This window comes from Streptomyces plumbidurans (assembly GCF_019857225.1).
Taxonomy (GTDB): Bacteria; Actinomycetota; Actinomycetes; order Streptomycetales; family Streptomycetaceae; genus Streptomyces; species Streptomyces plumbidurans.
Map to the genome: position 1 here is coordinate 1 of NZ_JAFJSY010000006.1, position 18,277 is coordinate 18,277.

Genomic DNA, 18,277 nt, shown 5'->3' on the forward strand with positions numbered 1-18,277 from the left:
CTCAGGTCCCGGTGACGGGTCTCCTTGGCCACGCCGATGGCGAGCACCGTCAGGGCGGCCGCGGCGATGACGTAGAGGGCGATCGGGGTGGAGTTGTCGTACTCCGACAGGAGCGCCGTGGCGATCAGCGGGGCGGGCGCGCCGGCCGCGACCGAGGCGAACTGGGCGCCGATGGAGGCACCGGAGTAGCGCATCCGGGTCGTGAACATCTCGGAGAAGAAGGCGGCCTGGGGCGCGTACATCGCCCCGTGCAGCACCAGGCCCACGGTGACCGCGAGGAGCAGATTGCCGAAACCGCCGGTGTCGATGAGGGAGAAGAAGGGGAACATCCACAGGCCCACGCCGACCGCGCCCAACAGGTACACCGGCCGCCGCCCGATCCGGTCCGACAGGGAGCCCCAGGCCGGGATGACCGCGAAGTGCACGGCCGAGGCGATCAGTACGGCGTTGAGCGCGGTCTGCTTGGAGACGCCGGCCGAGTTGGTGGCGTAGACGAGGATGAACGCGGTGATCACGTAGTAGCTGATGTTCTCCGCCATGCGCGCGCCCATGGCGATCAGTACGTCCTTCCAGTGGTGGCGCAGCACCGACACGAGCGGCAGCTTCTCGGCCACCGCGGTCCGGTCGGCCTTGCGGGCCTCGGCGCGCGCCAACGCCTCCTTGAACACCGGCGATTCATCGACAGAGAGACGTATCCACAAACCGACGATCACGAGTACGCCGGAGAGCAGGAAGGGAACCCGCCAGCCCCACGAGGTGAACGTGTCGTCCGACTGCAGGGCCGTCAGTGCGGAGAGCACACCGGTCGCGAGCAACTGCCCGGCAGGCGCACCGGTCTGCGGCCACGAGGCCCAGAAGCCGCGGTGCCGCGCGTCCCCGTGCTCGGACACCAGTAGTACGGCGCCGCCCCACTCGCCGCCGAGTGCGAAGCCCTGGATCAGGCGCAGGGTGGTGAGCAGCACCGGAGCGGCGGTGCCGACGGTCGCGTGGGTCGGCAGCAACCCGATCGCGAAGGTCGCGCCTCCCATCATCAGCAGGCTCAGCACCAGCAGCTTCTTGCGCCCGATCCGGTCGCCGTAGTGCCCGAAGACCAGTGCGCCGAGCGGGCGGGCGGCGAATCCGACGGCGTACGTCAGGAAGGACAGCAGGGTGCCGACGAGCGGGTCGGAGTCGGGGAAGAACAGCTTGTTGAAGACGAGCGCGGCGGCAGAACCGTAGAGGAAGAAGTCGTACCACTCGATCGTGGTGCCGATCAGACTCGCTGCGACGATGCGCGTGAGACCGGTGGGCGTCGGGGGAGCGGATGGTGCTGCGGAGGCCATGTGCGCCACTTCCTCGTGTGCGGTGGGGACGGGTGGGTGTCGGCACACCGTAGGAAGGAGCAGGTCAGTGGCACATGTGGTGGGGCTACATAGTTCTGGATACGGCTATGCGTGCGGCCACCATGCGCCCGCTCCGTTTCTCGGGTCGCTCTCCTGGCGGTCGCGGCAACACCCCGGAGCGCCCGCCCTCAGCCGGTGGTCGTGGCGAAGCGTTTGCGGTATTCGGTCGGGGTCGTGCGCAGGTGGCGGGCGAAGGCGCGGCGCAGGGTCTCGTCGCTGCCGAGGCCGCTGCGCTGCGCGGCCGCGGTGACGCTGTGCCCGTCGAGCAGCAGTTGCTGTGCCCGGTCGAGGCGCACGCGCTCGACCCAGCGGGCGGGTGTCGTGTGCAGCTCGGCCTGGAACAACCGGGCCAGATGCCGGGTACTGACGGCTGCGGATGCGGCCATGGTGGGCAGACTGTGGTCGGCGGCGGGGTCGGCGAGTAGGGCCGCGACGATCGGACCGAGCAGGTCGCTGCGGGCGGGCGGGGTCTTCAGGGCCGTGGAGAACTGCGACTGACCGCCTGGGCGTTGCATGAAGACGACCAGTTCGCGGGCGGCCTCCCGGGCCACGTCCGCTCCGTGGTCGTCCTCGACCAGTGCGAGCGCGAGATCGATGCCCGCGCTGATGCCCGCGGAGGTGACGTACCGGCCGTCGTGGATGTGCAGGGCGTCCGGTTCGACCCGGACGCGGGGGTAGCGGCGGGCGAGCGTCTCGGCGTGGCGCCAGTGCGTGGTCGCCCTGCGCCCGTCCAGCAGGCCCAGTTCCGCCAGGACGAACGCACCGCTGCACACCGACGCCACCCGCCGTGCCCGCTCCGCGAGTTGGGCCGCCGCAGCCAGCAGCGCTTGGCCCGGGGGACGCTCCGCGAGCACGTCGGCACCCGCGACCACGAGCGTGTCGATCCGGCCCACCTGGTCCGCGGCGACGGTCTGCGCCAGCGCCGCGCCCGAGGAGGTCGTGATCACGCCGCCGGCGGGGGAGACCAGGACGGGTGCGTAGGAGCAGCCGAGACGCCGCGCTTGGTCCAGCACCTCCAGGGGGCCGCTGACATCGAGGAGGGTCACGCCGTCGAACGTCAGGAAGGCGACTCGGTGCGTCATGTCTGAATCTGCGTGCGTCATGTCTAAATCTGTGATGTCTGAATCTGTGGGTTGTCTGGCAGAAAGGACATGGCCCCAGCATAGGGCACCCCACGAATCTGGAGGAGGTCACTGATCGAGCAGGCAGAGGAAGGCGGACATCATGAGTGAAGAGATCGCGGGCGTACGGATCCCGGACAGCGCATTGGCACGGGAGGCGACCGAACTCGTACGGGACTCCGCAGCACCCCTTCTGTTCGACCACTGCCGGCGCGTGTTCCTCTTCGGGTCGCTGCGCGGCAGGGAGCAGGCGCTGGCCTTCGACCCCGAACTGCTCTACGTGGGCGCGATGTTCCACGACCTCGGGCTGACCGAGCGGTTCCGCCGCACCGATCAGCGCTTCGAGATCGACGGCGCCGACGAGGCCCGCCGCTTCCTGCACCGGCACGGCATCACCGGCGAGCCGGCCGACCGGGTCTGGACGGCGATCGCGCTGCACACCACCCCGGAGATCCCCCTCCACATGACGCCCGAGGTCGCCCTGGTCACCCGAGGCGTGGAACTGGACGTCCTGGGCATCGGCTACGACACCGTCTCCGACGAACAGCGCGCGGCCGTCACCGCGGCCCACCCCCGCCCCGACTTCAAGAACCGGATCCTCGCCGCCTTCACCGACGGCATCAAGGACCGCCCCGCAACGACGTTCGGCAACGTCAAGGCGGACGTACTGGCCCACTTCGTGCCGGGCTTCGTACGGGGAGACTTCGTCGAGGTCATCAAGGGCTCGGAGTGGCCCGAGTAGCCGACCACGCCGTGGCTCGACCCGGCCGAGGGTGGCCGGGCCGGGCAGCTGGTCGCAGCGGCTATGTGCGGCGAACTGCCGCTGCGGAGACGAGTGTTGCGGTGGCCAAGGTGCACCACAGGGCGGTCGCGCCGTGGGGTGCGAGGGCCGTGATGGCCGCCGGGGAGACGGCGAGGCCGAAGCCCGTGGAGAGTTGGAAGCGGGCAAGGGTACGGCCCAGGGCGTGGGGTGGGGCGAGGGCGGTGACGAGTGCGGTGGCGCTGCCGGCGTAGACGATCTCGCCGATGGTGCAGAGCACGGACACCGCGGCCACGGCCGGGGCGCCCCAGCCGTGGCCCAGTGAGGTGGCCGCGAGGAAGCCGAGGTAGGACGCGGTGAGCACCACGCCCGAGAGGGCCAGCACCGTCCGGCGGGAGTAGCGGGACAGCATCACCGTGAGTGGCACCTGAAGGGTGACCACGAGCACGGTGTTGGCCACGAAGATGGCCCCCGCCCACACCTGGGAGGCGTGCAACTGCGTCTGCAGGACCAGGGGGAGCGCGATCTCCGGAACGTTGAGGCAGAAGACGTAGATCACGTTGGCGGTCAGCAGGGTGGGCATCCGGGGTGCGGCTTCCTTCTCCCTGCCCCAGGCACGGGGAGCGGACGGCCGCGCGCGCAGACGGACCGACCACGCCAGGGTCGCCGCGGCGAGATAGGCGAGCCCGGTGACTGCTGCCAGCCACTGCAGTGCGGCGGCGCCGCCCGCCAGGCAGGCGGTGGCGACCAATGCTCCCACGCCCAGTGCGGCGTTGCGCAGGGCGCGGCCCGCGGCGAGAGCGGCGTCTCGGTCGCGGCCGTGGGCGACCGTGGCCACGACGGCGGCGTGGGCGGCCGGCCATGCCTGGTTGCCGATGCCGAGGAAGAGGGCCGCCGCCGCGAACGGCCAGACGTGCCCCGGCGGGGCCGCCAGCAGCAGCGCCACGCCCACCACCCTCACCAGCATCGCCGTCGCCACGACCGTGCTGCGGGCGCCCCGGTCGAGCCACCGGCCCACCGCGGGCATGCACACCAGGCCCGCGACGATGCCGGCCGTCATGGTGGTGCCGGAGGCGGGCGGGGACAGTTTCAGCACCGTCACCCCGTAGAGCAGCAGAAAGGGGCGCAGCATGCCGGTGCCGAGTGCGTCCACGGCCAGCGCAACGGCGTAGCGGGGGCCTCCGGAGGCCCGTACGAGGGCATGAGGGCGGATCCTGGTGGTGGTTGCCATGGCGTCAAACGGTGCGTTCGGTTGCCCGGGCGGGCACGTGGGTTGACGGACACCGTCAATCGACGCCGCCGCCCGCCGTGCGGTCGGCGATGATGAAGGGTGACCTTGAGGATCGACATCAGCGGCGCGCCGTCCGAGCGGGTGCGGTTCGCCGCCTCCCCGCTGGCCGAACTGACGGCGATGCTGCATGTGTTGGCCGAGCCCGGGCACCATCCGCAGCTCGCCGACTGGGCGGCGGACGTCTGGTCCGGGATGCGGCCGGAGCTGGCCGAGCGGCTCCGGGAGGCGGAGTTCCTCTGGCGCTCCTCACAGGCCGACTTCATGATCCCCGCGCGGCCCCGACCGACCCTCGCCGAGGAGTTGGACGACGTGGACCGGATCGACGACGAGACCTACGTGACCGCCGCGCTCGTCACCACGTGCGGCAGCAACCGGGTCCACTTCCGCGGTGCGTCGCCGCTCACCGACACGACCGCGCGCGAGCGGGCGATGGAGGTGGCCCAGGCCCGCGGCGCGCTGCAGGAGGCCTTCGCGGAACGGCTGCTCGCAGATCCGGCCGCGGTGCGAGCGCGCGTACGGCACACCCTCGAAGAATGCGCCGGCGCCTTCTTCGAGGACGCCTGGGCGGGCGTCGCCGTACGGCTCGCCACCGACCTGCGTCTGAAGAACGACCTGCTGCAGCGCGACGGAATCGCGGCGGCCCTCGCGTCCGTCTCCGGCGCGGTCACCCTCGCCGAGGACGGCGACTGCATCATCGTGGACAAGGTGCAGGACAAGGCGACCGCCGCCCGTGGCGCCGGGGTCACCTTCATCCCCAGCGTCTTCGGTCGCCCGCACCTGGTGGCGGTGCACGCGCCCGGGTGGCATCCGGTGGTGCAGTACCCCGTGGCCGAGCCGACACCGTCGGAGCCCGTGTCACTGGGGACGGTCACCCTACGGCTGGAGGCACTGTCCCATCCCGTACGGCTGCGGCTGCTGCGCACGCTGGCCCGCGGCCCGCACACCACCAGCGAGCTGGCCCACTTCTGGGAACTCTCACCCCCGGAGGTCTCCCGCCACCTCACCGTCCTTCGCCGAGCGGGCCTGATCACACCCCAGCGGCAGGGTCGTTACGTCCGCTACACCCTCAATCTCCCGGATTTGACGGCACTGGGCTCCGACGTGCTGACGGCCGTTCTGCGCTGAGTCGGCGCCGTGTGACACTCGCCACAGCCCCCCGTCGCCGGTTCCCATCCTGATCAGGGACAACACACGTCTCAGCCTCGTCTCTTGGTGCACCTGTCCGAAGAACTGTTATCCGAGACCCACCGAACGGTCTCCCAGGTATCGGGCAGGATCGTTCGACGTCGACGACGGGAAGCTTTCATGAGTACACAGCGCACGATGGGGCCGGTGGCCCTGGTGGCCGCCGCCCGAGGGGGCGATCCGGAGGCTCAGGACGCCCTGGTCAGTGCGTATCTCCCGCTGGTCTACAACATCGTGGGCCGGGCGCTGAACGGCTCGGTCGACGTCGACGACGTGGTTCAGGAGACCATGCTCCGGACCCTGGACGGTCTTGACCGGCTGCGCACCCCCGAGAGCTTCCGCTCCTGGCTCGTCGCCATCGCCATGAACGAGGTCCGCAGGCACTGGCAGGACCGCTCGCTCACCCCGGGCACCGTGGAGGAGGCCGAGGACCTCGCGGACCCGGGGGCCGACTTCGTGGACCTGACCATGGTGCAGTTGCAGCTGTCGGGCCAGCGCCAGGAGACGGCCCGTGCCACGCGCTGGCTGGAGCCGGACGACCGGGGGCTGCTGTCCCTGTGGTGGCTGGAGTGCGCGGGCGAGTTGACCCGCGCCGAGGTCGCCGCCGCCCTGCAGCTGTCGCCCCAGCACACGGCCGTACGAGTGCAGCGCATGAAGGCGCAGCTGGAGGCGGCCCGCGTCGTGGTGCGGGCGCTCGCCGCGCAGCCGCCGTGCCAGGAACTGCGCGGGGCACTGGCCACCTGGGACGGCCGCCCCTCCGCGCCGTGGCGCAAGCGAATAGCCCGGCACGCCCGCGGCTGCGTGCAGTGCAACGGGCTGTGGAGCGGGCTGATGCCCGTCGAGGGACTGCTGGCCGGCCTCGCGCTGGTCGCCGCGTCGCCCTCACTTCCGGCGAAGATACGCACCGCCGTCGGCGCGGTGACGGATGCGGGTATGGCCGAGGCCGGAATGGCCGTGCCCGGGGCGGCCTCGTCCCCCTCGGGCGGTCGCGCGGGATCGCGCCGCGGAGCCGGACACCGTGCCGCGCGGGGGCGGGTGGCATCCCGCGCCGAGGCACGCCGCCGACGGCGCAACCGGCGCCGTGCCGTCAGCGGTGCCGTCGTCGTTGCCTGCGTCGCGGGCGGTGGCTTCTGGTACTTCGGCACCGACTCCGGGCCCGCCACCACCGACGAGGCGACCGCCGAGCACTCCGCGGACGCACCGGTCGCGGACCTCTCCACGTCGAGCGCCCTGCAGACCTCCCCGTCCGCTTCCCTGTCTGCGTCGCCCTCCGCGTCCCGTACGAAGACGGCGAGCGCATCCAGGACCAAGCACCCGGCCAAGAAGGCCGCGCCGACGCCCCGGCCGACCACCACGCCCTCCCGGACCGCGGCCGCCGCACCGCAGCCCTCGTCCACGCCGTCGGACACCGTCGCGCAGGTGGTCGCGCTGGTGAACCAGGAGCGGGCGAAGGCCGGTTGCCAAGCGCTCACCGAGGATCCGCAGCTGGAGAAGGCCGCGCAGGGCCAGTCCGACGACATGGCGGCGCGCGCCTTCTTCGACCACACCAACCCCGACGGCGCCGACCCCGGGCAGCGCATCACCGCCGCGGGCTACAAGTGGTCCACGTACGGCGAGAACATCGCCCAGGGCCAGCAGACCGCGGCAGCGGTGATGGAGTCCTGGATGAACAGCCCCGGTCACCGCGCCAACATCCTCAACTGCTCGTTCAAGGACATCGGCGTGGGTGTCCACAAAGGCTCGGGCGGCCCTTGGTGGACACAGGACTTCGGCGCGAAGCTCTGACTGCCTGCTTCAGCAGGCTCAATGGGCTCAGCGGGCTCAGCGGGCTCAGTGGTCGAACGCGAACCAGTTGACGTTCACGAAGTCGTCGGGCTGGTCGCTCGCGAAGGTCAGATACACGGTGTGGGTGCCGGTGACCCCGGAGATGGCCGTGCTCTTCGTGGCCCACGTCTGCCAGCCGCCCGTGCCGGTGACCGCGATGCTGCCGACGGGTTCGCCGGAACGGGAGTTGAGCCGGATGTCGATCCGGCCGCCTGCACCGTCGGCGGCCCCGGACGCCAGCCGCACCCGGACCTGCGTCGCCGCCGTCCCGCCGAAGGCGACCTTGCCGTACTCGACCCAGTCGCCGTCGCCGACCGAGCCGATGTCCTCGCCGCCGCCGGTGTCCCCGGTGACCTCGACGGCGACACCGGAGGCGTCGTCGTACGCCTCGGCCTGGATGGCTGCGTAGGCGTCGGTCGTCGTGCCGCGTGAACCCGGCTGCGTCCAGACGTACGTGCCGACGGTCTTCGCCGGCAGCGTGTGCGTGAGCTGCCGGCGGCCGCTGCGCAGGGTGAAGTCCTGTGCTGTGGCAGTGCCGTTGACGACGACGGTCGCGATGGTGCCGTCCGGGTTGCGGTAGGCGACCGTGGTGACGGTGCCGGTGTTGCCGTAGTCGCTGAAGACGCGGTGGGCGCCGCGGTGGATGAACTTCGAGAACTGGGCGAAGAAGTAGTACTCGGGCAGGGCCCAGTAGACGTCGCGGTCGTCGAGGCTCTGGACGAACGGGGTGGGGTCGGGCACGCCGAAGTTCTGGGTGGCCCGGTTCTGGTCGAGCAGCGTGACCCAGGAGATGTAGCCCGTCGACCAGCTGCGCAGATAGCGGGCGATGCGGTCGGCGCCGTCCGTGCCCCACAGCATCCGCTCGGTCAGCACCATGTCCAGGTCGGGATAGCTGGTCTTCATCAGGGACATCGTTCTCGGGTCGCCGGAGTAGTCGTGCCAGGCGATGCCGTCGGTGTCGCGGTAGGTGTCGGTGTAACCGGCGTCCCTGCTGCCGAACATGTCGCCGAGATAGGTCCCGGTGTCGCCGAAGTTCCAGTCCCAGGCCCAGATCCGCGTGGTGATGCCGTGCGCGTCGAACTCCTTGCGCAGTTCCTCGACGAACCGCTTGGCCTGCTGTGCCGAGACGAGCATGCTCGGGTAGTGGCCCGCGGGCCAGCCCGGTTCGTTCTGCGGCGTCACGGCGTGGATGTGGATGCCCTGAGCGGCGTACGCCTGGACGACCTTGCGGTAGTAGCGGGCGAGGGTGGGGACGTGCTCGTCGAGCAAGTGGCCGTCGATGAGGCTGTTGTTGTCCTTCATCCAGGCCGGGGCGGTCCAGGCGGTACCGCAGATGGTGAGTTCCGGGTTGATCCGCAGGGCCTCCTTGAGGGTCGCGATGATGTGGTTGTCGATGTCCCTCTGGATGGAGAACCGCGACAGCGTCGGATCGGCCGGACCGTCGTCGTACGTGTAGAACTCGCCGTGCGTGAAGTCGGACGTGCCGAAGCAGATCCGGGTGAGGTCGAAACCGGCGCCGTGGTGGGGGTCGAAGAGCGCGCGAAGGGCCTTGGTGCGGGCGCCCTTGCTCATCAACGACAGGTTGTGGACGGTCGAGTCCTCCATGGAGACGCCGACGCCGAGCATCCGCTGGTACGTCTTGGCCGGGTCCACGTTGATCACCGTGCCGAAGTCCTTGCCCGACGCGGTGAGCACGAGGTCGCCCTGCCGGCTGAGCTTGTGCGCGACCGCGGCGAGACCGGTCGCCGGATCGGTGTACCAGGTGGCGCTCTTGGGCGCGAAGCCGGGCGCCGTGGACTCCGAACTCCAGGTCACCTCAACCCTGTTGGCGCCGTGGTGGCCGCCCGGCTCGGCGCTCGCCTGTCCCGGCAGAGCGAGCGCGGAGCCCGCCGCGGTCACGGCAGCGGCTGCCATGAACGTACGGCGGCTGAGCGGGGCACGGTCCTGCTCCTGCGGGAACGGCGGCTGCGCCGACGGCATGGAGGCAGACGTGGACATGGGCGTCTCCTTGAGAGGGGTCAGGGCTCGCCGTCCGGGGCGAGGCGGGCTGCTCGGCGAAGTGCGCAGCCCGTGGCGGGCGGCGTCGGTGACCGCGGCCCGCGTGAAGCCCGACACTGTGGTGTCACGCATTAATTTAAGAACTAATGGAAGTCTCCATGGGGCGTCAAGGTCTTGGACACGGCTGATCGAATCCGCGGGCGGCCGAGCGCGCCGGACTCAGTGCTGATGCGGCTGCTGCGACTGCCCGTAGGACTGGCCGCTCGGGCCGCCGGCGGCCTGCGCCTGCATCTGGTCGGCCTGTTCCCCGGTCAGCCTGTGCTCGATGCCGCAGAAGGTGCACTGCGTCGCGTACTTCGTCGAGATCGGGAACAGGGGCACGAAGAACAGCGTGAACTTGGTGACGCGCTTCTTGAGCGTGTGCGCGGAGGGGTTACCGCAGTTGCCGCACACCAGCGTCAGGATCGCGAGCTGGTACAGATACCCCTTGGTACCGAAGATGATCATGCCGGTGGCCTCCCCGATCCGTGTCTCCGGCCATCGTGCCATGCTCCCGCAGCAGCGCGCGGTCACAGCATCACATGCTTGACCTGGGTGTAGTCGAGCAGGCCGGTGAGGGAGAGGTCGCTTCCGTAGCCGGAGTGACGTACACCGCCGTGAGGCATCTCCGAGACCGTCGTGCCATGGGTGTTGACCCAGACGATGCCGGTGTGGAGCGCGCGGCTGGCCCGCATCGCCCGGTCGTGGTCGCGGGTCCACACGCTCGCGGCGAGCCCCTGCGGCACGTCGTTCGCCATGCGGATCGCCTCGGACTCGTCCGCGAAGGGCTGGACGGTGACGACCGGCCCGAACACCTCGCCCTGCACGATCTCGTCCCGCTGCCGCACCCCTGCGACCACGGTCGCCTGGTGGAAGTAGCCGGGCCGGGGCAGCGCGGCACCGCCCACGACGACCTCCGCATGCTCGGGCAGCCGCTCCAGCATCCTTTGTACGGCGGCGAGTTGGGCGGCATGGGCGAGCGGGCCGAAGTCGGCGCGCTCGTCGTCCGGCATTCCGGGCCGGCGCCCCGCGGCCCGCTCGGCGAAGGCGGCGAGGAAGGCGTCGTGGATCCGGTGATGGACCAGGATGCGGGTGGCGGCCGTGCAGTCCTGCCCGGCGTTGTAGAACGACAGCGACGACAACTGCTGTACGGCGTCGTCGAGATCGGCGTCCTCATGGATCAACACCGGTGCGTTGCCGCCCAGTTCGAGATGGAGCCGCTTCAGGTCGGCCGCCGCCGCGGCGGCGATCTCCTGACCGGCCCGGACGCTACCGGTGACGGCCACCAGCCGGACCTGCGGATGGGCAACGAGCGCGCGGCCGGTGTCCCGGTCGCCGCACACCACGTTGAACACCCCGGCGGGCAGATGCTCGGCGGCGAGGCGAGCCAGGAGCACGGCCGACGACGGCGTCGTGTCGGACGGCTTGAGGACGACCGTGTTCCCGGCCGCGAGCGCGGGCGCGACCTTCCACACGGCCATCATCAGCGGGTAGTTCCACGGCGTGATCTGCGCGCAGACGCCGACCGGCTCACGGCGCAGGATCGACGTACGACCGGGCGTGTACTCGGCGGCCGCGGCGCCCGGCAGGTTGCGGGCGGCGCCCGCGAAGTACCGCAACACGTCCACGACGGCGGGCAGTTCGTCCGCCATGAACAGCGCACGCGGCTTGCCGGTGTCGGTCACCTCGGCGTCCGCGACCGCGTCCGACTCCCGCTCCAGGGCGTCGGCGATACGCAGCAGAGCCGTCTGTCGCTGCCCCGCGGGCGTCGCCGCCCAGCCCGGAAAGGCATGTTGCGCGGCGCGGCAGGCCGTGTCCACGTCCTCGGCGGCGGACAGGGGCGCCGTGCCGTGCGGGAGGCCGGTGGCCGGGTCGATGAGCGGCAGGGTGGCACCGGAGGCGGCCGGTACTTCCTTGCCGCCGATGTGGTTGAGGCTGTCAGCCACGGCGCAGCGCCTCCTCGGCGGCGGCGCGGCCGGTGCGGACGGCGCCCTCCATGTATCCGGCGACCCACTGGTCGGAGCCGCAGACGTAGAACGGTGGTTCATGGGTGCCGTGCAGGGGACCCACCGCCATGACCTCGCCCGGCGGCCACTGGGTGACATAGCCCTGCGTCCAGGGGTCGGTGCCCCACAGCCGCAGATGGCAGGTGGTCGGGCGGTGCGCCTCGTCGCCGAACATGGCGGCGATCTCGGCCAGAAGCTCGGGGATGCGCAGGTGCGACGGGGTGCCCAGCAGGACGCCGTAGCGCTCGGGTGGGACGAGCGCCGACAGGATGCCCTCGTTCTGCGGCCAGGTGCTGCCCAGGACCCCTTCGCTCTCCGACAGCCCGTTGAGGTCGTCGGCGCGCCAGAAGGGGCGGTCGTAGACGGCGGCGAACTTCGCGGCGACCGCGTGGCGTTGGCGGCGCAGGGAGGCGAGCCGGGCGTCGCTGACACCGCTGACCGCGACCGATCGCAGTGGTCCCACCGGCAGGGCGCTCACCACGGCCGTGGCGGTGAGGACCTCACCGGTGACCAGGCGTACGCTGCTGCGCCCCGGGCGTACGGTGACGGCGGCGACCGGTGCGCCGAGCCGGATGCGCGGGCCCAGTTCGCGGCCCATCACCTCCGCGAGCGTCGCCGAACCCTCGGCCAGCCGCAGTCCTTCCCAGTCGTCGTAGTCGTAATCGCCGGTGCCCGAGCCGGGTACGGCGGCGCTCTTGCGCAGGGCGGCAAGGAGGGAGATCCGTTCGTAGGAGCCGCCGGCCAGGGCTAGTTGGCCGATGTCCCACAGGCGCACCACGGCGGGGGAGGCGTGCCGGGAGCGCAGCCAGCCGGCGACCGAGAGCCGGTCCAGGGCGGCGGCGTCCGGATGCGACCAGGGGTCGTCGGGGTCGACCGTGGCGGCCAGCGTGCTGAACTCCCGGCTCAGCAGCTCGTGTTGGGCGGCATCGCCGGGACCGAACCAGTGCGGCGGGTCCCCGGCCGAACGGCCCTCCGGCGTGGCCCGGGTGATGCGGCCGGGCTCGGCGACATAGCTGGGGACCAGCTCCAGACCGAGTTCCTTGGCGAGTTGGAGGTAGGAGGTGTGGCCGCGGCCGACCACCTCACCGCCGAGCTGGACGGTACGGCCGTCGGGGGCGCGGGTCTGCTCGACCCGGCCGCCGACGCGGTCGCGGGCCTCCAGGACCAGCACGTCGGTGCCGGCGGCGGCCAGGTCGCGGGCGGCCGAGAGCCCGGCGAGACCGGCGCCGAGCACGATCACGTCGTGATGCATGGGTATCGCTTCCGATCGGGAAGGGCGGCTCAGGCCAGGACCAGGCAGTGCTCGGGGCGCCAGCCGAACTCCACCGTCTCGCCGCCGCTCCAGCGGTCCTCCATACGGGCACGGTCGGTGTTCTGCTCCAGCACCGACAGCGTGACGCCCGGGGCGAGTTCGATGAGATACGTCGTGGTCGGGCCGCTGTAGACGGTCTCGCGCAGCTGCCCGCGCAGCTTCGACATGCCCGGTTCGAAGTCGGAGAGCCAGATCTTCTCCGGGCGCACGGACACGCTGACCGCGGTGCCGTCGCTGATCCCGGACCGGGTGCCGACCGGCAGCGCCGGACCCTGCTCCAGGGCGACTTCACCGTCCCGGTAGGTGCCGCTCATCAGGTTGGAGGTGCCCATGAAGGAGGCGACGAAGCGGCTGGCGGGGTGCTCGTAGATGTCCTCGGGGGTGCCGCACTGCTCGATGCGGCCCTCGTTCATCACCGCGATCCGGTCGGACATGGTCAGCGCTTCGTCCTGGTCGTGGGTGACGAAGACGAAGGTGATGCCGACCTCGCGCTGGATCTGCTTCAGCTCCACCTGCATCTGGCGGCGCAGCTTGAGGTCGAGGGCCGCGAGCGGTTCGTCCAGGAGCAGCACGGCGGGCCGGTTGACCAGCGCCCGGGCGAGCGCGACGCGTTGGCGCTGGCCGCCGGAGAGGGTGCGGGGTCTGCGGTCGGCGAGCCCGTCGAGCTGCACCAACTCCAGCATCTCGCCGACGCGTTGGCGGATCTCCGCCTTGGCGACGCCCTTGCGCTTGAGACCGAAGCCGACGTTGTCGGTGACGCTGAGGTGGTCGAAGAGGGCGTAGCTCTGGAAGACGGTGTTGACGTTGCGCCGGTTCGGCGGCCGGCCGGTCACGTCCTCGCCGGACAGCACCACCGAACCCTCGGTGGGGTCGGTGAATCCGCCGATCATGCGCAGTGACGTGGTCTTGCCGCAGCCGGAGGGGCCCAGCAGGGAGAAGAAGTGGCCGGCGTCGATGTCGAGGTCGAGGTGGTGGACGGCGTAGGAGTCACCGAACTGCTTGGAGACGCCGTCGAGCCGGACGGCAGGGGTCGTCGCGTCCATGAGGGTCACTCCCCGGAGAGGATGTCGAGGCCGCCGCGGCGGCCGAAGAGGCGCGGGATGAACAGGGCCAGGGCGATCAGGGCGATGGAGCCCGCGAGCATCAGCGTGCCGACCGCGTTGATGGTGGGCTGGACGCCGAAGCGGATCGCCGAGTAGATCCGCACCGAGAGCGGCTGCGGGTCGACGCCGGTGGTGAAGTAGGCCAGCACGAAGTCGTCGAAGACCAGCGCGAAGATCAGTACGGCGGAGGCGAGCACCGCGGGCAGCAGGGCGGGCAGGGTCACCAGCCGGACCGCCTGCCAGCGGGTGGCGCCGAGATCCATCGCGGCCTCCTCCACCTCGGGGTTCAGGGCGGCGACACGGGAGCGGAGGATGACGGTGACGTAGGAGATGGAGAAGGTGATCTCGGCGAGCATCACCGTGCCGGTGGACAGGGCGATGCCCAGGCCCTTGAACAGCAGCATCGAGGCGACACCGGTGACGATCTCCGGCGTGATCAGCGGCACCAGCATGACGAGGCCGGCCAGTGAGCCGAGCCGGGTGCGGCAGCGGACCAGGCCCAGGGCGAGGGCCACCCCGAGGACGACCGAACCGGCCGTCGCCACCAGGGAGATGCGCAGGCTGGTGCCCAACGACGCGATGATCACGTCGTCGTGGGCGAAGGCGCGGTACCAGCGCAGGCTGAACCCGCCGAACACGGTCAGGGACTTCTTGGAGTTGAAGGAGTACAGCGCCACGACCGCGATGGGCAGATACAGCAGCGCGAAGAAGAGCGCGGTGACGGCGATGAGGATGCGAGGCTTGCGGTCGGCGCGTCCTCGGCGGGTGCGGGACGTGGCCGCCGGGCGGGCCGGGGCGGTGGCGGCGGGCAGCTTGACCATGGTCATCGGCGGACCTCCGCCTCGTCCTTGCGGGTGCGCCGCAGATAGCCGAACATCCCGACCAGCAGGACCAGCATCAGCAGCATGGTGAGCGCGGAGCCCAGCGGCCAGTTCTGGCCCTGGAAGAACTTGTCCTGGATGAGGTTGCCGATCATGATCTGGTCCGGGCCGCCCATCAGTTGAGCGCTGACGAAGTCGCCCATGGCGGGCAGGAAGACGAGCACGAGTCCGGCCGCGGCGCCCTGCCGGGTGGCGGGCAGGGTGACGAAGAAGAAGGTGCGGAACGGTCCGCCGTACAGATCGCGGCCGGCTTCGACGAGGGAGACGTCGAGGCGTTCCAGGGCCGCGTACAGCGGGATGATCATGAAGACGACGAAGCCGTAGACGAGTCCCGCGACCACGCCCACACCGGTGTTGAGGATCTTCGTATTGGAGTCGGCCAGTCCGATCGCGCGCAGGGCGCGCAGCACCGGTCCGTCGTCGGAGAGGACCACCGACCAGCCGTACATCCGCACCAGGTAGTTGGCGAAGAACGGCACGACGATCGCGGCGATCAGCGCGTTCTTGTAGCGGCCGCCGTGCAGGGCGATCGTGTACGCCACCGGGTAGGCGATCAGCAGACAGATCGCGCAGGTCAGCAGGGCGTAGCCGAGGGAGCGTGCGAGCACCTCGGTGTAGGCGGGGTCGGCGAGGGCGCGCACGCCGGACAGGTCGAAACCGAAGCGGGGGTTGCCCAGTTCGTCGGTGGTGCCGACCGCGAGGACGGCGACGAGGGCCAGCGAGGCGATCAGGAATCCGGTCATCCACAGGGTGCCCGGCAGCATCAGCCAGACCCACATCCGGTTGCCGGAGGTGTCCTTGCGGGTGCGCGAGGAGTGTCGGAGCAGTGCCATGGCTCAGCCCGCCTTCACATGGGTCCAGGCGGTGTCGCGGGCGTCCTCCGCGGCACGGCCGCCGTTGCGGAAGAACAGGTCCGCCTTCAGGTCGTCCTCGGTGACCAGGCACTCGGGGAACGGCTTGACCAGCTCGGCGTAGACCTTCTCGGAGCCGGCCACCGGCATCGGGTAGCCGATGTACTCGATGTTCTTCTTCACGTTCTCCGGCCGCAGCATGTAGTCGATGAAGAGCATCGCCGTGCCCGGGTGGGGGGCGTTCCACGGGATGGCGTAGCAGTCGGAGTTGATCGGCGTGCCCTCCTTGGGGGCCTCGAAGCCGAACACCGAGGGGTCCTTGGCCTGGTTGAGCATGGCGGCCATGTCACCGCTCCAGGCCTGTGTCATCAGCGCGTTGCCGTTGAGGAGGTTGTTGTAGCTGTCGCTGGAGAAGCCGCGCAGCCGCGGGCGCAGGGTGCCCAGCAGCGAGGTGATGCGGTCCAGGTCGGCCCGGTCTCCGGTGCTGACGTCCAGGCCGAGTTCGAGTGCGCCCATGCCGAGCACCTCGTCGCGGTCGTCGAGCAAAAAGACCTTGCCCTTGACCTTGTCGCTCCACAAGTCCTTCCAGGAGCCGGTCAGTTCACCGATCCGGTCGCGGCGCCAGCCGATGCCGGTCTTGTACGCGGTGAAGGGGACCGTGTGCGCGGAGTGGGGGTCGTACCAGGGGTCGGCGAAGTAGTCGTAGGCGCCGAACACGGCCTGGGCGTTGGTGAGTTGTGAGTGGTCGATACGGCGCAACCGGCCGCCGCGGACCAGCCGCTGGGCCCATTTGGCGGTGGGGAAGACGATGTCGTAGCGGTTGCCGGCGTTGAGCTTGGCGACCATGCCCTCCATCGAGTCGAAGTTCGACTGGACGACCCTGACGCCGTACTCCTTCTGGAAGCCCTTGAACACGGACGGGTCGACGAAGTCGGCCCAGTTGAAGTAGACGAGATCGCCGTCGACACGTGGCTTCACCGGGGCGAGCAGGCTCGGGTCGGGCTTTTTCGCGGGCATGAACCCGCATCCGCCGGCCGCGGCGCCGAGCAGGCCGAAGGCGCCTGCCCGCAGCATGGCGCGTCGGGTCGGTGGGGGTACCTCGGGGGACATCGAACGCCCTCTCCGTCGAGGAACGGCACTGCTCCAGGGCTGGACCGGCTGGTCGGCTCGACGGAGGCCCTGACTCCGCGGGAAGGACCGGTCTGGGGAGGCTGCGAGTGTGCGTCAGCGGGGGAGGGGTAATCCCGACCGCGGACGCACCGCCGGGAGCCGTACGGCTCGGATGCGCACGGCGTGCGGCGCGCGGGAGGACGTCACGGCGTGGCCCCCTCCAGGTCGTCCCGGACCCGGCGGGCGAACCAGCCGACGGCGGCCTCGCGCTGCGAGAGCGGGCCCGGCTGGTAACCGGGCGTGGTCAGCCCGTCCTGCACGCGCTTGACCAGCTCGACGTCCTCGTCGTTGGTGACCCAGCCGATGTGGATGTTCAGCCGGCGGGCCAGCCGGGTGCGCAGGCTCTCGCCGTGCCGCGTGTAGAAGGCGCCCGGGGTCGCCGCCCGGTCCTGGGCGGTGGGCAGGGCGGTCCACGCGAGCACGTGGTCAGGGTAGAAGTCGATGAGCGTGTTCGGATAGATCACGGCGTACCGCCAAACCCGCCGGTCCGCCTCGGCCAGGCCCGGCATCGGGGTCGCGAGGCGCTGGTAGAGCCGCTCGGTCCAGTTCGAGGAGGGCTTGTCGCGCAGCGGTGACTCGAACAGGACGTAGTTCTCCCGCACGTCCACCGTGTACGCCTGGTAGTCGAGCAGCCGCATCAGCGAGGGGTGCGCCACGGGCACGTGGTAGCCCTCGAGATAGTTGTCGACGATCACCTTCCAGTTGGCGTGCTGCTCCTCGCCGCTCTTCAGGTCGTGGATGCGGTGCTTTCCCACGGGGACCAGGCCGGGACCGGCGTAGCGGCCGATGGCCTCGGCGAGTCCGGCGCAGCTCTCGGCGAGCGGGGTCGCCTGCAGGTCGAGGTTGACGAAGACGAAGCCGAGGAAGGACTCGACGTTGACCGGGTGCAGGCCGAGGCGGGGCTTGTCCAGGCAGGGGATGCGGCGGGCCTCGGGGGCGCCGACGAGCCGGCCGTCCAGCTTGTACGTCCAGCCGTGGTACGGGCAGCGGATCGCCTTGCCCGACGGCTCGGGGTCGGTGACCAGGCGGGTGCCGCGATGCCGACAGACGTTGAGGTGGGCGGCGAGGCCGCCGTCCTCGGTGCGTACGACCAGGACCTCGCGGCCCGCGGCGGTGGCGGCGAGGCGCGCTCCGGGTCCGGGGAGGTCGGACTCGTGGCAGACCAGCTGCCAGGACCTGGCGAAGATGTGCTCGGTCTCGGCCTCGGCGAGGGCCGGATCGGTGTAGTAGCGGGCGGCGAGCGCCTCCCCGGGGTGCTCGGGGGGCTCCTTCCGCGGGTGCTCGGAGGGCGTCTCCGGCACGGGCGGGGACGGGGCGGCTGCCCGGGTGGTCGACGGGTGCATGAAGGGTCCTC

15 protein-coding genes are annotated in these 18,277 nt (G+C 70.8%); 3 read left to right on the top strand and 12 right to left on the bottom strand.

Going from position 1 to position 18,277, the window contains the following annotated elements:
* Positions 1-1,322 (bottom strand): MFS transporter (locus JYK17_RS04515; RefSeq protein ID WP_222809807.1); only part of this gene is annotated, 1,322 nt, incomplete at its 3' end.
* Between the two features lie 188 nt (positions 1,323-1,510).
* Positions 1,511-2,464 (bottom strand): GlxA family transcriptional regulator, encoded by a 954-nt coding sequence (locus JYK17_RS04520; RefSeq protein ID WP_222809808.1) that lies wholly within the window; start codon positions 2,462-2,464, stop codon positions 1,511-1,513.
* 142 nt (positions 2,465-2,606) lie between these two features.
* Here JYK17_RS04520 and JYK17_RS04525 point away from each other — a divergent pair, with 142 nt between their 5' ends.
* Positions 2,607-3,245 (top strand): HD domain-containing protein, encoded by a 639-nt coding sequence (locus JYK17_RS04525; RefSeq protein WP_222809809.1) that lies wholly within the window; start codon positions 2,607-2,609, stop codon positions 3,243-3,245.
* 61 nt (positions 3,246-3,306) lie between these two features.
* Here JYK17_RS04525 and JYK17_RS04530 read toward each other — a convergent pair whose 3' ends face one another.
* A complete protein-coding gene (locus tag JYK17_RS04530) occupies positions 3,307-4,494 on the bottom strand; it encodes an MFS transporter (protein WP_222809810.1) in 1,188 nt (395 codons plus the stop codon).
* A gap of 99 nt (positions 4,495-4,593) precedes the next feature.
* Here JYK17_RS04530 and JYK17_RS04535 point away from each other — a divergent pair, with 99 nt between their 5' ends.
* Together JYK17_RS04535 and JYK17_RS04540 are read left to right on the top strand one after the other, a co-directional pair.
* Positions 4,594-5,679, top strand: a complete 1,086-nt coding sequence (locus JYK17_RS04535; protein ID WP_222809811.1) for a DUF5937 family protein — start codon at positions 4,594-4,596, stop codon at positions 5,677-5,679.
* Positions 5,680-5,859: 180 nt separating this feature from the next.
* Positions 5,860-7,524, top strand: coding sequence for a sigma-70 family RNA polymerase sigma factor (locus JYK17_RS04540; protein ID WP_222809812.1), 1,665 nt, complete (start codon positions 5,860-5,862; stop codon positions 7,522-7,524).
* 45 nt (positions 7,525-7,569) lie between these two features.
* On the opposite strand, the gene JYK17_RS04545 is transcribed toward JYK17_RS04540, so the two are convergent.
* From JYK17_RS04545 to JYK17_RS04585, 9 genes are all read right to left on the bottom strand, one after another.
* Positions 7,570-9,561, bottom strand: coding sequence for a carbohydrate-binding protein (locus tag JYK17_RS04545; RefSeq protein WP_222809813.1), 1,992 nt, complete (start codon positions 9,559-9,561; stop codon positions 7,570-7,572).
* Positions 9,562-9,780: 219 nt separating this feature from the next.
* A complete protein-coding gene (locus tag JYK17_RS04550) occupies positions 9,781-10,068 on the bottom strand; it encodes a zinc-ribbon domain-containing protein (RefSeq protein WP_108012928.1) in 288 nt (95 codons plus the stop codon).
* 62 nt (positions 10,069-10,130) lie between these two features.
* Positions 10,131-11,546 carry an aminobutyraldehyde dehydrogenase gene (locus JYK17_RS04555; protein WP_234547367.1) on the bottom strand — a complete coding sequence of 472 codons (1,416 nt, stop codon included), beginning with the start codon at positions 11,544-11,546 and terminating at the stop codon, positions 10,131-10,133.
* Complete coding sequence (locus JYK17_RS04560) at positions 11,539-12,858, bottom strand: flavin monoamine oxidase family protein (RefSeq protein WP_108012655.1); 1,320 nt, start codon at positions 12,856-12,858, stop codon at positions 11,539-11,541. The genes JYK17_RS04555 and JYK17_RS04560 overlap by 8 nt, the downstream gene beginning before the upstream one ends.
* Before the next feature lie 29 nt (positions 12,859-12,887).
* Positions 12,888-13,961 (bottom strand): ABC transporter ATP-binding protein, encoded by a 1,074-nt coding sequence (locus JYK17_RS04565; protein ID WP_108012656.1) that lies wholly within the window; start codon positions 13,959-13,961, stop codon positions 12,888-12,890.
* Positions 13,962-13,966: 5 nt separating this feature from the next.
* Positions 13,967-14,848: an ABC transporter permease gene (locus JYK17_RS04570; protein WP_108012657.1), complete on the bottom strand. Its 882-nt coding sequence runs from the start codon at positions 14,846-14,848 to the stop codon at positions 13,967-13,969.
* Positions 14,845-15,735, bottom strand: a complete 891-nt coding sequence (locus tag JYK17_RS04575; RefSeq protein ID WP_108012658.1) for an ABC transporter permease — start codon at positions 15,733-15,735, stop codon at positions 14,845-14,847. The genes JYK17_RS04570 and JYK17_RS04575 overlap by 4 nt, the downstream gene beginning before the upstream one ends.
* Before the next feature lie 3 nt (positions 15,736-15,738).
* Positions 15,739-16,863, bottom strand: coding sequence for a polyamine ABC transporter substrate-binding protein (locus tag JYK17_RS04580; RefSeq protein WP_222809814.1), 1,125 nt, complete (start codon positions 16,861-16,863; stop codon positions 15,739-15,741).
* Positions 16,864-17,066: 203 nt separating this feature from the next.
* On the bottom strand, positions 17,067-18,266 hold the full coding sequence (locus JYK17_RS04585) for an aromatic ring-hydroxylating oxygenase subunit alpha (RefSeq protein WP_222809815.1): 1,200 nt from the start codon (positions 18,264-18,266) through the stop codon (positions 17,067-17,069).
* Between the last annotated feature and the right edge of the window lie 11 nt (positions 18,267-18,277).

What these genes read in the sequence shown, in the direction of transcription:
- JYK17_RS04520 (WP_222809808.1), bottom strand. Translation starts at nt 2,464, where the DNA reads ATGACGCACCGAGTCGCCTTCCTGACGTTCGACGGCGTGACCCTCCTC.
- JYK17_RS04525 (WP_222809809.1), top strand. Translation starts at nt 2,607, where the DNA reads ATGAGTGAAGAGATCGCGGGCGTACGGATCCCGGACAGCGCATTGGCA.
- JYK17_RS04530 (WP_222809810.1), bottom strand. Translation starts at nt 4,494, where the DNA reads ATGGCAACCACCACCAGGATCCGCCCTCATGCCCTCGTACGGGCCTCC.
- JYK17_RS04540 (WP_222809812.1), top strand. Translation starts at nt 5,860, where the DNA reads ATGAGTACACAGCGCACGATGGGGCCGGTGGCCCTGGTGGCCGCCGCC.
- JYK17_RS04545 (WP_222809813.1), bottom strand. Translation starts at nt 9,561, where the DNA reads ATGTCCACGTCTGCCTCCATGCCGTCGGCGCAGCCGCCGTTCCCGCAG.
- JYK17_RS04550 (WP_108012928.1), bottom strand. Translation starts at nt 10,068, where the DNA reads ATGATCATCTTCGGTACCAAGGGGTATCTGTACCAGCTCGCGATCCTG.
- JYK17_RS04560 (WP_108012655.1), bottom strand. Translation starts at nt 12,858, where the DNA reads ATGCATCACGACGTGATCGTGCTCGGCGCCGGTCTCGCCGGGCTCTCG.
- JYK17_RS04565 (WP_108012656.1), bottom strand. Translation starts at nt 13,961, where the DNA reads ATGGACGCGACGACCCCTGCCGTCCGGCTCGACGGCGTCTCCAAGCAG.
- JYK17_RS04570 (WP_108012657.1), bottom strand. Translation starts at nt 14,848, where the DNA reads ATGACCATGGTCAAGCTGCCCGCCGCCACCGCCCCGGCCCGCCCGGCG.
- JYK17_RS04575 (WP_108012658.1), bottom strand. Translation starts at nt 15,735, where the DNA reads ATGGCACTGCTCCGACACTCCTCGCGCACCCGCAAGGACACCTCCGGC.
- JYK17_RS04580 (WP_222809814.1), bottom strand. Translation starts at nt 16,863, where the DNA reads ATGTCCCCCGAGGTACCCCCACCGACCCGACGCGCCATGCTGCGGGCA.
- JYK17_RS04585 (WP_222809815.1), bottom strand. Translation starts at nt 18,266, where the DNA reads ATGCACCCGTCGACCACCCGGGCAGCCGCCCCGTCCCCGCCCGTGCCG.